14 protein-coding genes are annotated in these 13,998 nt (G+C 55.9%); all 14 read left to right on the top strand.

Annotated elements, in window-relative coordinates; genetic code table 11:
• Window positions 1-3 precede the first annotated feature (3 nt).
• The 14 genes from EDC26_RS16540 (at window position 4) to EDC26_RS16470 (ending at window position 13,993) form a co-directional block, all read left to right on the top strand.
• Complete coding sequence (locus EDC26_RS16540; protein WP_132584669.1) at window positions 4-1,635, top strand: ABC transporter substrate-binding protein; 1,632 nt, start codon at window positions 4-6, stop codon at window positions 1,633-1,635.
• Between the two features lie 64 nt (window positions 1,636-1,699).
• Complete coding sequence (locus EDC26_RS16535; protein WP_132584667.1) at window positions 1,700-2,680, top strand: ABC transporter permease; 981 nt, start codon at window positions 1,700-1,702, stop codon at window positions 2,678-2,680.
• Window positions 2,681-2,697: 17 nt separating this feature from the next.
• A complete protein-coding gene (locus EDC26_RS16530) occupies window positions 2,698-3,858 on the top strand; it encodes an enolase C-terminal domain-like protein (protein WP_243700954.1) in 1,161 nt (386 codons plus the stop codon).
• Window positions 3,855-4,790 (top strand): ABC transporter permease, encoded by a 936-nt coding sequence (locus EDC26_RS16525; protein WP_132584663.1) that lies wholly within the window; start codon window positions 3,855-3,857, stop codon window positions 4,788-4,790. The genes EDC26_RS16530 and EDC26_RS16525 overlap by 4 nt, the downstream gene beginning before the upstream one ends.
• A 1-nt stretch (window position 4,791) precedes the next feature.
• Window positions 4,792-5,796: an ABC transporter ATP-binding protein gene (locus EDC26_RS16520; protein ID WP_132584661.1), complete on the top strand. Its 1,005-nt coding sequence runs from the start codon at window positions 4,792-4,794 to the stop codon at window positions 5,794-5,796.
• Entirely contained in the window at window positions 5,784-6,761 is a 978-nt protein-coding gene (locus tag EDC26_RS16515; protein WP_132584659.1) for an ABC transporter ATP-binding protein, read from the top strand. Before EDC26_RS16520 ends, EDC26_RS16515 begins: the two co-directional genes overlap by 13 nt.
• Window positions 6,762-7,877, top strand: coding sequence for an NAD(P)/FAD-dependent oxidoreductase (locus EDC26_RS16510; protein ID WP_132584657.1), 1,116 nt, complete (start codon window positions 6,762-6,764; stop codon window positions 7,875-7,877).
• Window positions 7,870-8,181 (top strand): (2Fe-2S)-binding protein, encoded by a 312-nt coding sequence (locus tag EDC26_RS16505; RefSeq protein WP_132584655.1) that lies wholly within the window; start codon window positions 7,870-7,872, stop codon window positions 8,179-8,181. The genes EDC26_RS16510 and EDC26_RS16505 overlap by 8 nt, the downstream gene beginning before the upstream one ends.
• On the top strand, window positions 8,178-9,596 hold the full coding sequence (locus tag EDC26_RS16500) for an NAD(P)/FAD-dependent oxidoreductase (protein ID WP_132584653.1): 1,419 nt from the start codon (window positions 8,178-8,180) through the stop codon (window positions 9,594-9,596). The genes EDC26_RS16505 and EDC26_RS16500 overlap by 4 nt, the downstream gene beginning before the upstream one ends.
• On the top strand, window positions 9,556-9,789 hold the full coding sequence (locus EDC26_RS20525; RefSeq protein WP_132584749.1) for a Rid family hydrolase: 234 nt from the start codon (window positions 9,556-9,558) through the stop codon (window positions 9,787-9,789). Before EDC26_RS16500 ends, EDC26_RS20525 begins: the two co-directional genes overlap by 41 nt.
• Before the next feature lie 556 nt (window positions 9,790-10,345).
• A complete protein-coding gene (locus EDC26_RS16485) occupies window positions 10,346-11,002 on the top strand; it encodes a TetR/AcrR family transcriptional regulator (RefSeq protein WP_132584649.1) in 657 nt (218 codons plus the stop codon).
• Window positions 11,003-11,104: 102 nt separating this feature from the next.
• The gene (locus tag EDC26_RS16480; RefSeq protein WP_132584647.1) at window positions 11,105-12,238 is read left to right on the top strand and encodes an ABC transporter ATP-binding protein; all 1,134 of its coding nucleotides are present in this window, start codon (window positions 11,105-11,107) and stop codon (window positions 12,236-12,238) included.
• A gap of 2 nt (window positions 12,239-12,240) precedes the next feature.
• A complete protein-coding gene (locus EDC26_RS16475; protein ID WP_207915180.1) occupies window positions 12,241-13,182 on the top strand; it encodes an ABC transporter permease in 942 nt (313 codons plus the stop codon).
• A complete protein-coding gene (locus tag EDC26_RS16470) occupies window positions 13,175-13,993 on the top strand; it encodes an ABC transporter permease (protein ID WP_132584645.1) in 819 nt (272 codons plus the stop codon). The genes EDC26_RS16475 and EDC26_RS16470 overlap by 8 nt, the downstream gene beginning before the upstream one ends.
• The last annotated feature ends 5 nt before the right edge of the window (window positions 13,994-13,998 follow it).

Here is a 13,998-nt window from a genome sequence, read left to right as displayed (position 1 = left end):
GGCATGGATCGTCGTGAATTCGTAAAAAGCGCAGCAGCTCTTGCCGCAACCGCCGTTAGTGGCATCGGGCATGCGCGACAAATCGGAGCGCCAGTGGCGAAGCGTTCTATTTTGACCTGTACCGCGCAGTTCGACCCAGCCCGTCCAGAAATTGCGCGACTTGTGGCACAGTCCTGCAAGTCTATCGGGTGGGAAGTTGAGGCCAATCCAATCGATTACAACCAAGGCATCCAAAAAGTCATCATGGAGCATGACTTCGAGATGTTCCTGGTCAATCTCACAGGCACGTCGATCCGCATCGATCCCGACTTCTTTATTCGCGGCGTTCACTACTCCGGGGAGTACAAGCCCGGCGGCTTCAACTGGATGGGCTACAAGAACGGCCGCTTGGATACGCTAGCGATCGCCCAGAGCCACACGATGAACATCGAGGATCGCAAGAAACTGGTGTTCGAAGCGCAAGAGATCATCTTCAAAGACCAACCAGGCACCGTGCTGGTCTATCCGCAGATCACGATGGCTTACCGTTCGGACAAACTCAAAGGCCTGGTTCCGCAGATCGGCGAAGGTATCGGTGGCTTTTGGTCTGACGTTAACATGGAAGCGGTAGGTGACGGGCTTTCTCGCACCGGCGCGAGCACAGACGTGAAACACCTGAACCCACTCGCCGTTGTTGATTCGACTGAATTCGCGGAACTCGCCATCATCTATGACCGGCTCTTTCGCATCGGGCCGGGCGGCAAACCCGTACCTTGGGCGGCCACTGGCATGAAGATGATCGATGACAAGACGATCGACCTGACGATTCGCTCGGACATGCGCTGGCATGACGGCAAGCCGGTCACGGTCGAGGATGTCCAGTTCAGCTTTAAATATTATAAAAAGTGGAAGGCACCGTTTTTCCTGACTGCGCTCAACAACGTCGTCGCGGTGGAATTGCCTAGCGCTAATACAGTGCGCATTCGGCTCGAGGATCCATCGGCGCCGTTCGTCTCCAATGTGCTGGCGGCGATGTCTATCATCCCGAAACACATATGGGAAGGCATCCCGGAAAACGCGAACGTTGATGACCCGCTTAAGTTACCCAACGATAAGCCGGTCGGCAGCGGACCTTTCAAGGTTGACTACTGGCGTCGCGGCTCGGAAATTAAGTTCAGCGCGTTCCGCGAGCACTTTAACCCGCCCAAGTGCGCTGGCATGATTCGCATCGTTTACGGCAGCCAAGACGCGCTGGCCGCCGCCATCGAGAGGGGTGAATGCGACCGCACGCGCTATATCCTGTCGCCAGCCCTTGTCGATCGCTTGAAGGCCGTAAAGAACGTGGTTGCAAAGGGGTATCGCAGCCACGGTCTCTATCACCTTTCGTACAACAACAAGATCAAGCCTTTCGACGATCCAGCCTTCCGTCAGGCGCTCAATCATGTGATGCCGCGCAAGATGATTTCGGAGCTGGTCCTGCTTGGCTATGCCGACCCCGGCGCATCAATTATCTCGCCCGTTAATGAATTTTGGCACAACCCTGCCGTCACCGTTCCAGCCGAGGACGTGAAGACGGCGCGCGATATTCTTGCGAAGGCCGGCTATGGATGGAGCCCGCAGGGTCGACTGCTACACCGGCGCGGGGAGGGTCAGTGAAACACGGCGCATTGCGAGCTGCTAACGCCCGCATTAGAAACCTGCTCCTTCACGGGATCACCCAATGACAGCGTACGTGACGCGCCGTTTCTTATCGGCAATGCTTACGCTGTTGGGCGTGGCAGTGATTCTCTTCATCCTGTTCCGGATGATGCCGGGTGACCCGACTGCGCAGGTCATCAGCCCCGCCCTCGACGAGGCTGCACAGATCCGGCTAAAGCATGCCTTTGGACTGGATCTTCCAATGTGGCAGCAGTTCATCATCTACCTGAAGAACTTGGTTACTTTCGAGTGGGGGCGGTCTTTCACGAGCGGCCAGCCGGTCGCGAATCTGCTGGGCCACTGGCTATTCAACACTTTGCTGCTGATGAGCACCGGACTTATCCTGGCGATTGCGTTTGGCGTTGTGCTCGGCGTTCTGATGGCGGCACGCCGCGGCGGCATACTGGATAACGGCGCGACTGTCGTGGGGCTCGTGTGCCAGGCTGCACCACCGTTTGTGATCGGAATCCTGCTGCTCATGGGGCTGAGTTATCAGTTGGATATGTTTCCGACGGGCGGTATGTTTACGCCCGGCACGGATCCCGGCGGCAGCACCTGGGCGCTCGTTACCTCAGCGGATTTCCTAGAACACCTGTTCTTGCCGACGCTCACGATCACCGCACTTTATATGACCACGCCGATGCTGGTGATGCGCGATTCGATGCTCGAGGTGCTGGGCTCGGATTTCGTCGAATTCGCCCGTGCAAAGGGACTGAGTCCGAACCGTGTGCTGTTCCGGCATGCGGCGCGCAACGCACTGCTGGCGGTAGTTACGGTTTCTTCGCTGATCTTGGGCTTTGCGATCGGCGGACAGATCGTGATCGAGACCGTATTTTCGTGGCCGGGATTAGGCAAGGCCATGGTCGACGCTGCCTTGCAGCATGATTACCCTGTCGCGCAGGCGGCCTTCTTCGTGATGGCAGCAGTCGTGATCGGGTTGAACTTCATCACCGATCTCTCCTACAGTCTTCTTGACCCACGCATCCGGATTGGAACTACATGACTACCGAAAGAACCAGAATGGCAGAAAATATCAGTACTATGACGATGGCACCGGTGATCGCGGCAGAGGTGTTCGAAATTGAAGTTGCGTTCGTCACGCCGTACAAGCTGTCCACCGGCACGTTGACTGCAACACGCGCGGTGTTGCTCAAACTGACTGACGCCGATGGCGTTGAGGCTTGGGGAGAGGCCAATCCCAATGAGGCCTTTACCGGAGAATCGTCCGGCGACGCCGCGAGGGCCCTTAAGGAAGCGCTATTGCCGGCGGTGCTTGCTTCTGCTTCTCCCGAGCCGGGGCGCATTGATGCAGTGCTGGACGCACTGCTGCCCAAGCACCTTTGTGCCAAAGGTGCGGTGAGCATGGCGCTGCTCGATCTTCTCGGCAAGCGGCTGCGTGTTCCGGTTGCAACGCTGCTGGGTGGAACGCTCCGCAATTCGCTTCCAGTGCTGTGGCCGCTCAACAATGGTACCGCCGAGGATGATATTCGCGTGATCGACGAGCGGGCTGCTCAGGGCTTCTCGAGCTTCATGCTAAAGATGGGCGCATCACCGGTGCGTGATGAGGTGCGGCGGGTGGCTACGCTTGAGGCACGCTATGGGAAGCGTGTCGCGCTGATCGCCGACGCCAACCAGGGCTGGAGCCGCGACGAAGCGCGGGAGTTCCTGGACGGGGTTAGTGGCTCTCAACTTGCGTTCGTCGAACAGCCCGTAGTAAAGGACGACCTCGAGGGCATGGCGCTGCTGGCTAGCGGCAGAACGTTGCCGATATCGGCGGATGAGTCGGTGGTCGGACTCGCGCACGCCGCTCAGATCGCTGCTCACAGGGCTGCTAGTGTTTTCAGTATCAAGAGCAGCAAAAATGGCGGACCCTTGCGTGCCCAACGCATCGCCGCAGTGGCAGAGGCCTTCGGGATTCGTTGCTATATGAATTCGATGCTGGAGTTCGGTATTACGCAGGCAGCTTCGTTGCAGCACGCCGTGACTATTAGAAACCTTGTCGACTTTGGGCACGCCTATATGTCGACCTTGCGCCTTGCAGAGGATCCCACCGATTTCTCTTCGTTCGTGCGCGATGGGGTGGTGCACCTGCCCAGCACTGCTGGCCTGGGTATCCAGGTCGACGAGTCCCACGTTCGTCGCCTAGCAGTGGACAGCTTCATTCTTGGGGCACAACGGTGATCCTCAAACCCCTCGAAACCCCTGCTGTGCCTCCTGCAGGAGGCCGGGCGCTGCGCTGGGTTGCCGTGCTGCGCCGCGAGTTGGCCAACAACTTGCGGATTATTCGAGCCGACCGACTGGGTAGTTTCGGCGCTGTGGTGATCGTTGTCGCAGCGCTCGTGGCAGTGTTCGGCCCGTGGCTGATGCCGCACGACCCCTACGAGTCGCTACGGATGGTGGACGGACGCATGGCGGTGCTACATCCTCCCAGTTTTGAGTTTCCGCTTGGCACGACCAATCTGGCACGTGACCTGCTCTCGCAGATGATCGTGGCCACACGCACGACAATGATCATCGGCCTCTTCAGCGGGCTGATTTCTATTGTCATCGGCGCCAATATCGGATTGTTTGCCGGCTACTACGGCGGCCGTGTCGACAACGTCCTGATGCGCCTAACAGACATCGTTTACGGCATGCCGTTCCTTCCTTTCATCATCGTACTGATCTCTCTGTTCGGGCGCTCCATCGGCTTCGTGATGTTGGCGATCGTAGTAATTGTTTGGCGCACATCCGCCCGCGTAGTGCGCGCCCAGACGATGGCGATCAAACAGCGCCAATATGTAGCCTTCGCAAAGGCGCGAGGCGCGAGTGATATGCGCATCATCTACCGGCACATTGTCCCTAACATCCTGCCGCTGCTGCTGCTTTACACCTCGTTCAACATCGCCTGGGCAATCGTGACCGAAGCCTCTGCCAGCTTCCTGGGTTTCGGTGACCCCAACGCGATTACGTGGGGCAGCATCCTGCAAGATTTATGGGCATCGGGCTACACACGCAGCGCCTGGTGGTGGTTCATCGCGCCATCGGCGGCGATCGTTTTGCTCGTCAGCGCCTTCGTGTTCGTTAGCCGCGCTTACGAAGTTGTCGCCAACCCGCGATTGGGGGACCGCTAGCATGTTACTCGAGGCTCGCAATCTGCGGGTGACTTATCGGAGCGTCCACGGGGATGTGCGCGCCGTCGACGGACTCGATCTGGCAATCAGCGAATCTGAAGTCTTTGGCCTGGTCGGTGAGTCCGGTTGTGGCAAATCGACGGTCGTCAAAGCTTTGCTGCGGCTGCTGCCGCCAACCGCCCGGATCGATGCGGATGTGCTGCGTTTCCGGGAACACGACTTACTCACCATGGTGCCGGCGCGCTTTCGGCGCGAGATCCTGATGCGCGAGATCGCGTTGGTGCCACAGAGTGCCCAGAATTCGCTCAACCCGGCGCAGCGCGTGGGGGCTCAGATTGTTGAGGCAATCCGCGCCCACTCGAAAGTTTCCACGGCCAAGGCCCGCGGACGCGTAGCCGAACTCTTCGATATCGTCGGCTTGCAGTCGGAGCTGATGAACCGGTTTCCACATCAGTTTTCGGGTGGCATGCGCCAACGCGCGATGATCGCCATGGCTTTAGCCTTCGAGCCCGCGCTGCTGGTGATGGACGAGCCAACCACTGGTTTGGATGTGCTGGTGCAGGAAAGGCTTCTGGGCCGTATCCGGGAAATCCGCCAACGGATTAAGTCGTCGATTCTGCTCATCACGCACGACATCGGAGTGATTGCTGAGACGACAGATCGGGTTGGTGTAATGTATTCCGGGCGGATGGTTGAAAGTGCACCGACTACGGCGCTGTTCGCTGCTTCTCAGCACCCATACACCCTTGGCCTCAAGAATGCGTTTCCCAGCATTCTTGAACTGGGGCGCGAACTAATTTCCATACCTGGGTCGCCACCAGACTTGTCGGACCCTCCCAAAGGATGCGGCTTTGGCGAGCGGTGTCCGTTCGCGATCGAGACCTGTCACGCGCGGCGGCCAGCTACCATCGAAGTCGAACCCGATCATATGTCAGCCTGCATACGTACTGCTGATATCGAGTATATGCGCGCTGCCGCAGCGAAGAAGGTGACATGGCAATCCTGAGCGTAGAGCACCTAACAAAGCACTTCAGCCTCGGACGCAGTCTCGGCGCCGTGCTGCGCCGGCAACCGCCTAGCTGGATCAAGCCGCTCGAGGACATGAGCTTTTCCATTGACGAGGGCGAGATACTTGGCATCGTTGGCGAATCCGGCTGTGGCAAGTCCACCGCTTGCAATCTGATCGCAAAACTTGACGATCCAACGAGTGGGAATATCGTGTTTGACGGTGAGAACGTCACACATTTGAGCAAGACAGCGCTTGCACGTTATCGCGCGCAAGTCCAGTTGATCTTTCAGGATCCATTCGACTCGCTCAACCCGCGACTCAAGGTCTTCGATATCGTGGCCGAGGCGCCGCGGGCACTCAAGCTGTGGGACGAGGCCGAAATTGCGCGTCGCGTTCCTGAAATGCTGGCATTGGTGGGGCTTCGCCCGGAGCGATACGCGCAGCGCTACCCTCACCAGTTGAGCGGTGGAGAGCGCCAGCGTGTTGGCATTGCGTCCGCGCTGATTCCGGAGCCGAGGTTGGTGATTGCCGATGAGCCGGTTTCCATGCTGGACGTATCGATTCGCGCAGATGTCATGGATCTGCTGCGCGACCTCTCGGCCAGGCTCAAATTCTCGTGCCTCTACGTGTCACATGACCTTTCAATTCTCACTCATCTTTGCGACCGGGTGATGGTGATGTATCTCGGACAGCTCGTGGAAGTAGCCAGCGCGCACGATCTCGTCAATTCGCCACGGCATCCTTATACGCGTGCTTTGGTGGCGGCAGTTCCGGTGCCAGATCCTACCTATAGGCGACAGCCGGTTGAGATCATGGGCGAACTTGCCAAGCCGATCAATCCACCCTCAGGGTGCCGCTTTGCCCCGCGCTGCCATCTTGCCATGGCGCAGTGCTCAGAGACGCCAGAGATGACCTGGGTTGCCGAAAGACACACCGTGGCCTGTCATGCAGTGGTGGCGTAAATGACATTGAAGACAGTTCGCGACATCGATACGTTGGTAGTGGGTGGCGGCGTCGTCGGTATGGCTATCGCGTACGGCCTGGTCACATCCGGCGAACGGGTGCGCCTGCTAGATGAAGGCGATGACGCATTTCGCGCCGCACGTGGCAATTTTGGTCTTGTCTGGGCGTCAGGGAAGGGATTAGGCAACATTGACTATGCACGCTGGAGCAGAGCCGCGGCGCAGTGTTGGCCTGTCTTCGCGCAGGAGCTGGCGGCATTGACCGGGATTGACCTCCAACTCTCGCAGATCGGCGGTTTGACGATGTGTCTGGATGAGCAAGATCTAGCCCGTCGCGTGTCCGATCATGAGCTGCTACGAGACGCTATCGGCGGACACTACCCGTATGAAGTACTTGATTCCCGCACGCTGCGCGAGATGGAGCCGTTTGTCGGATCCGAAGTAATCGGCGCAATTTTTACTCCTTTGGACGGCCATGTCAGTCCTTTGCGACTCTTGCTCTCTCTGGTACAAGGCTTCAAGTTGCGTGGCGGGGAAATGACGGCCGGCGTTCACTGTGAGCGCATCGAGCACCGGCGCGGTGCATTCCACGTTTGGGCTGGAGGCACCGAGCATGTCGCAGGCCGTGTGGTGCTGGCCGCCGGCCTGGGCAATCGCGGCCTGGCGCCAATGGTCGGCCTGCGGGCACCGGTCATGCCCAATCGAGGGCAGATCGTGGTTACCGAGCGGGTGCAATCGTTCCTGCGTCATCCGTCGCTTATCGTGCGTCAGACCGCCGACGGTGTAGTGCAAATCGGCGACTCGCACGAGGACGTGGGTTTGAACGACGGTACGACGGTAAAGCAGGTCGCGCACATCGCGCGTCAGGCGATCCGTCACTTTCCGATTCTGGCTAATGTGAATGCGGTCCGCGCCTGGGGCGCGCTGCGTGTCATGACGCCGGACGGGTTCCCGATCTACCAGGCATCCAGCGATTGCCCAGGGGCGTTTCTCGTCACATGCCACAGTGGAATTACACTCGCGTCTATGCACGCGGGTTCGCTCGTGAACTGGATGCGCAGTGGCGTTGAGCCTTCCGACATCAAGACATTCAAATCGGAGCGCTTCGATGTTTAAGACGATGCCGCTCCCCGCGAATGAGCTACGGCCCATGGTCGACATATATGTCGAAGGGCGACGTATATCGGCCCGTGAGGGCGAGACGATTGCCACCGCACTGCTTAGCGCTGGCGTAGTACCGTTCCGGCATACACCTATCTCAGGTCAGCCGCGCGCGCCGCTGTGCCTTATGGGTGTGTGCTTCGAGTGTCTAGTCGAAGTCGACGGTGCGCAGAATGTTCAATCGTGCATGGTCCGGGTGAATGCCGGCATGCAGGTACGTCTGCCCACCGGAGCGCGCCACGTGGGAGATGGTAAATGAACGCATCGACGCATGACCTCGTGATCATCGGCGCCGGCCCAGCTGGCATGTCGGCCGCGCTAATGGCAGCTTCGCTCGGGATGAAGACACTGTTGCTCGACGAGCAGTCGCGTCCGGGCGGCCAGATCTATCGCAACATCACCGCAGTACCTCCATCAGTAGCCGCCTTGCTCGGGCCCGACTACCGGCACGGGGAGGAGCTAACGGATCGGCTCGGCCGCTCGGGTGTTGAACTGCGCTTTGGTGCGATGGTGTGGGACGTTGCGCGAGACCTCACCGTAACCGCTCAGCAGAATGGCCAATCATTTCAGGTCCGTGCGCGCCAGTTGATCGCCGCTACCGGAGCTATGGAGCGTGCCTCGCCGATCCCCGGCTGGACGCTTCCCGGTGTACTGAACGCCGGAGCTGCTCAGATCGCGTTGAAGAGCGCCAGCGCCGTTCCTTCCGGCCGCGTCGTGCTCGCGGGGGCGGGACCGTTGTTGTTCCTTGTCGCTTGCCAATTGCTGGACGCGGGCGTTTCGCTGGCTGGCATCGTCGAAACTTCGCCGTCAACCAATCGCTGGCGCGCGCTGCGACACCTGCCGGCTGCGCTGGGAGCACATGCCTACTTGGTAAAAGGTCTGCGCATGTTGGCGCGTCTTCGCCGAGCAAGTGTCCCGATGTTCGCTGCGGCGACGTCCTTGCGCGTCGAGGGCAGCGAGAGAGTTCAAGCGCTGACGTTCAAGGTCGATTGCACTGAACATCGTTTGCACGCCGATGTCGTGCTACTGCATCACGGGGTGGTGCCCAACACCCAACTCAGCCGCCTTCTGAGGGTTGACCATTATTGGGACTCTGTTCAATTGGCCTGGTGCCCACGGGTCGACGTTTGGGGTGAAACTTCGCTCGCGGGTTTTCGTATTGCTGGTGACGGTGCGGCGATCGCCGGCGCGCTCGCAGCAGAACCTAATGGCGCGCTCGCGGCTCTGGGTGCCGGGCAGGCCTTGGGTCGGTTAAGCGCGACGGAGTGTGAACACCGCGCCACCTCCTTACGCGGCGTGGTGGCGCAGCAGCTACGAATCCGGCCTTTCCTGGACGCACTGTATCGGCCACCCGAGTGGATTTCCAATCCTGCGGATGAGACCGTGGTTTGTCGCTGTGAGGAAGTTACGGCCGCCCGCGTTCGAGAGATGGCTCGCCTCGGCTGCCTTGGCCCAAATCAGACCAAATTCTTCAGCCGTTGTGGTATGGGGCCGTGCCAAGGTCGTATGTGTGGTCTGACGGTCGCCCAAATTCTTTCAACGGAGTTGGGAAAGTCGCCAAGCGAGGTCGGTGCGTATCACATTCGGTCACCCCTAAAGCCGGTGCCCTTGGCATCTATCGCGGCACTGACCGATACGGCAACCATCGAAAATTCCGAACGCGCCGTTAACTGAGGCAGGCAGTGACCGAAAACAGATCCTTTCAGCCACCATTTATCTGAAGGACATAGATGACTTCGCCGCGATGAATGCGGTGTGGGAGTCACGGATTGTCTCCGGCGCTGCGCCAGCGAGAACAACGATAGAGGCGCGACTCGCAGCGGCAAGCCTCTTGGTTGAGGTGGCCGTTGTTGCTTCATTGAGTTGAGGTGGATTACTTCTATTTTTTTAGATCGCTATAGGGTCCACCGATACTCACCACTGCAGACTTCTACGCGTCACTTCGGAAGGAGCTTGAGCAGATTGAGGCCGCCGGTCTCCTCAAATGTCCCAAGGTTTGAGCGTCGGTGACTTATAGGTTAATGATTTATTTGTAGAATTCTGTGCTTTGGCCTAGTCTCGATTTGAGCTGTGAGCGGGCGCAGATTTTGGGTTTTTGTGCCTGTGTGCAAGGAGCCACTATGTATCAAGGCCATCTCGTAGTTTCCTAAATCATGGCGCGTATGCTCTTGAGCATGTTCCTTCTGCCGTTGCGTGGCGACTTACCGAGGCAATTACAAAGTTAAGAACTTCTCGTGCTTGGATCAGTTCCTGACCATTCGACAGACTTTATTCATTGTTTTCATTACTGTGAAACCGATAATCAGGTCGACCGGACGAATCTAGGGTTATTGCTAGGTGTAATCATTGCTTTGTGCGACTAATATAAACATACTGACTAGTTAGTATGTAAATTGATTACAGCACCACTCGGACGTAAATGTATGGAACCAAGAGAGAAGCGGCGCACCCAGGCAGATCGCACCAATGCGGCGCAGGCCATTCTTATTGAGGCGGCCATCGCAGAATTGAGCATGCGGGGCTATGCCAAAGTGACGACGGCGTCAATAGCGAGTCGGGCTCGTGTGACCACCGGATCGCTGCACTATCACTTTGGCAATAAAGACGGGTTGCTTATGGCAGTGTTGGACCAATTGACCAAGGACGCCTTGGCTATGTTCCAGAAGCTGGATGATCGAACGAAAGATGGGATCTCCGTAGGAGACGCATTGGTCGGAACGCTGTGGTCGTTATATGGTAGTTACCGATATTGGGCGGTCTGGGAAATTAATATGGGTTTTCGCTCGCAGCCTGAAAAACACAAGGCGCTGGTAGAGCATCGTCTTGCAACCCATAAAAGAATGCTTAATGAGGTCATTACCAACCCTCATATAAGCGAATCCACCCGGGTTACGTTGATTGAGCTATTGCCATTTATTTTGTCCAGCATGCGCGGAATATTCCTCGATACTTACTATATGGACAGGGATAGCACGCACTTGTCTGAGCAGTTATCTGCTTTGGCATCTCTGCTGAATGAAAGGTTGCAGGGAAGTGCAGCGGACACCCAAAAGTTGACTAACCGTGAATATCGTAAGTGACATTTCATTCATACAGAATGCATTAGGAATTTTCGTTGATTAATTGTCTGTCTAAATATCTCATGCATTGCCATTTACGTAATCGCGACCAAAGATAGAGCTATGCCAAACTTTCCTTCTCCCGTATCCGGTTCGGTAGCAAAGAGTCTTTCTCTACGTGGCGTGACGAAAACGTACGGAGACGCGATCGCTGTGCACTCCTTGAGCCTGGATGTTCTCCCAGGCGAGTTGGTGTCGCTACTTGGCCCATCTGGTTGTGGAAAAACTACGACCCTGCGGATGATTGCCGGGTTCGAGTACCCCGATCAGGGTGACATTTTGATCGATGGTAAAGAAATTTCCTATCTGCCGCCGAATAAGCGTGGCCTTGGCATGGTATTTCAAAACTATAGTCTCTTTCCACATATGACTATCAGTGAAAATATCGCCTTTGGCCTATCGATGGCAGGCGTCAAAAAGCCTCGGATCCAGGCCGAGGTTACCCGTATGCTGGATTTAATAAAATTGCCGGAGCATGCACAAAAGAAGGCATCACAACTCTCTGGCGGCCAGCAGCAACGCGTTGCATTGGCTCGCGCGATTGTAACGAATCCGTCGGTGCTGCTCTTGGATGAGCCGTTGGGAGCGTTGGACAAAAATTTACGGGAAAGCATGCAAATCGAAATCCGTAAATTACAGAAGGAGCTCGGAATCACCAGCGTTATGGTCACTCATGACCAGGAAGAGGCCTTAGTCATGAGTGACCGGATAGCGGTCATGAATCAAGGGGCTATTCTCCAGGTGGGCATTGCCAGGGATGTGTACGAGCGGCCTCGAACCCGATTCGTTGCCGATTTTTTAGGCACCGCCAACATTATTCCAGCGAGAGTAGAAGGAATATACGCTGATCGTTGGGGGGTGGCATTAAAGACGCTTGAACCCCGTCATTTTGACATTCCAAGAATAGATAACAGATCTATAACGGGAGATATAGAACTCGCGGTTCGCCCGGAGAAGATAGCCATAAACAGCGGTTTGCACGAGAAGCAGGCCGCTTTCAACGGCGTTGTCTGCAACCACACATTCAGGGGCGCACATCAATGGTATGAGGTCTTGGTGCCGGAGCTTAACCAAACTATTCTCGTTTCGCACCAGCCCGGCGGTGTGCACAATGTTCCGTCTCCTGTACTACATGAAAGTGTCGTGCTGTCGTTCGATGGGCGTGATCTCGTTGCGTTGGAACCCGACGAGGCTTAAGTATGAAACGTCCACTCATGCCACTGAGTAGTCAGACTGCGTCAAACCTGGTCGACACATGTGTCGCAGCAGGAAACAATGGCTCAGCTAGGCTTCAACGACGACCAACCCACTATCGATGGGTTCTCATTGTGCCTGCGGTGGGCTATCTGCTGCTGTTTTTTGTAGCTCCATTGGTAAAAAATTTCTTTGACAGCATCTCTGTGGCCGGGATGACCTCTACCGGGAGTTGGAGCCAATATTATTCGAAGCTATTCACTGAAACTTACTATAGAAATGTTGTATTAGAAACCATTAGGCTTAGTTTCTTTACCACCATAATCTGCCTAATCATAGGCTATCCAATTGCCTACTTCATGGTGAGAAAGGCAGGCCAATGGACAATCTTCTTCCTGTTCCTGTTGGTCGCTCCATTACTTACGTCAATAATTATGCGAACCTTCGGGTGGCAAATATTATTTGCTCGACACGGCATCTTCAACGATACGCTAATGGGTCTCGGAATAATACAGAAGCCGCTACATATACTAAACAGCCCTCTTGCTGTGTATATCGGAATGGTTCATGTGCTAGTTCCTTTTATGGTTTTGTCGATCATACCTGTCCTTCGAAGCGTTGATCTGCACCTGGAAGAGTCAGCCAGGGTCTTGGGTGCTGGTGCGATGACCACCCTGCTTAAAGTCACGTTGCCGTTGTCAAAAGATGGCATCGTCACGGGTGCGGTTCTGGTTTTCATGTTGACAAGTGGAAGCTTCATTACTCAACTGCTGCTAGGAGGCGGAAGTGTCGTGACTCTGCCTCTTCTTATATTCCAACAGTTTGCTTTAACTCAGAACATGAGCTTTGCCGCGGCAATGGGCAATGTCTTGCTGGTGATTGTGCTTTGTTGCCTATTCGTTCAGCTTCGATTAACCGATGTCACTAAGGGATATCGATATGAATGAAGCTAAATTCAGGAGATGGATTGAAAGGGCGAAGTGGGTACCTCTGTATGTATTCACTGCATTGTTTTTTGTCTACTTGCTTGCGCCGATAGTCATCGTAGTTGCGGTTTCCTTTACCCCGGATAATGGGATGGAATTTCCGTTTAGTGGGTTTTCCCTTCGCTGGTACCACCAGGCTTGGGAATATAAACCCTTTGTTGACTCCCTGATAATCAGCTTGGAGCTGGCGTTGGTTTCGGGCCTGGCAGCCGCATTCGTTGCCGTCCCATCCGCATTGTTTTTGGGGCGCGGCACGTCACGCATGTCTGTGATGCTGGCAACCTTTTTGCTGTCTCCCATCGCGATACCGGCATTGGTTATTGGGTTGGCATTGTTGTATTTCCTGGCGAAGATCGGCATTGGAGTTTCCTTTCTTGCGTTATTCATTGCGCACACAGTGGTCTCGATTCCCTATGTAATGCGTACGACGTTGGCCGTGTACCGGAATCTCTCGCCTCAATTTGCTGAGGCAGCATCTGTGCTGGGCGCATCATCTTGGCAAAAATTTCGCTATGTGACGCTGCCACTCATTGCACCAGGAATATTTGCAGGGTGCCTCTTTGCAATACTCATATCTTTGGATAATTTGGCGCTATCTTATTTTTTTGGGACGGCTAACGTTACGACGTTACCAGTGGTCATGCTGTCTTATCTTCAATATTCGTTCGATCCGGCGATTGCTGCAATATGTACTGTGGAAATGGCAATCTCTATTGTGTTACTGGTTGTGGTGGAAAAGGTGTATGGCTTGAGGGCATTGATTTCCTCTTAATGAAA

Source organism: Paralcaligenes ureilyticus (assembly GCF_004346225.1).
GTDB lineage: Bacteria > Pseudomonadota > Gammaproteobacteria > Burkholderiales > Burkholderiaceae_B > Paralcaligenes > Paralcaligenes ureilyticus.
Note: the sequence above shows the minus strand (reverse complement) of the source record. Positions and strands in the feature narration are given on the sequence as shown.

Coding starts and splice junctions, on each gene's coding strand:
- EDC26_RS16540 (WP_132584669.1), top strand. CDS start 4: ATGGATCGTCGTGAATTCGTAAAAAGCGCAGCAGCTCTTGCCGCAACC.
- EDC26_RS16535 (WP_132584667.1), top strand. CDS start 1,700: ATGACAGCGTACGTGACGCGCCGTTTCTTATCGGCAATGCTTACGCTG.
- EDC26_RS16530 (WP_243700954.1), top strand. CDS start 2,698: ATGGCAGAAAATATCAGTACTATGACGATGGCACCGGTGATCGCGGCA.
- EDC26_RS16520 (WP_132584661.1), top strand. CDS start 4,792: ATGTTACTCGAGGCTCGCAATCTGCGGGTGACTTATCGGAGCGTCCAC.
- EDC26_RS16515 (WP_132584659.1), top strand. CDS start 5,784: ATGGCAATCCTGAGCGTAGAGCACCTAACAAAGCACTTCAGCCTCGGA.
- EDC26_RS16510 (WP_132584657.1), top strand. CDS start 6,762: ATGACATTGAAGACAGTTCGCGACATCGATACGTTGGTAGTGGGTGGC.
- EDC26_RS16505 (WP_132584655.1), top strand. CDS start 7,870: ATGTTTAAGACGATGCCGCTCCCCGCGAATGAGCTACGGCCCATGGTC.
- EDC26_RS16500 (WP_132584653.1), top strand. CDS start 8,178: ATGAACGCATCGACGCATGACCTCGTGATCATCGGCGCCGGCCCAGCT.
- EDC26_RS16485 (WP_132584649.1), top strand. CDS start 10,346: ATGGAACCAAGAGAGAAGCGGCGCACCCAGGCAGATCGCACCAATGCG.
- EDC26_RS16480 (WP_132584647.1), top strand. CDS start 11,105: ATGCCAAACTTTCCTTCTCCCGTATCCGGTTCGGTAGCAAAGAGTCTT.
- EDC26_RS16475 (WP_207915180.1), top strand. CDS start 12,241: ATGAAACGTCCACTCATGCCACTGAGTAGTCAGACTGCGTCAAACCTG.
- EDC26_RS16470 (WP_132584645.1), top strand. CDS start 13,175: ATGAATGAAGCTAAATTCAGGAGATGGATTGAAAGGGCGAAGTGGGTA.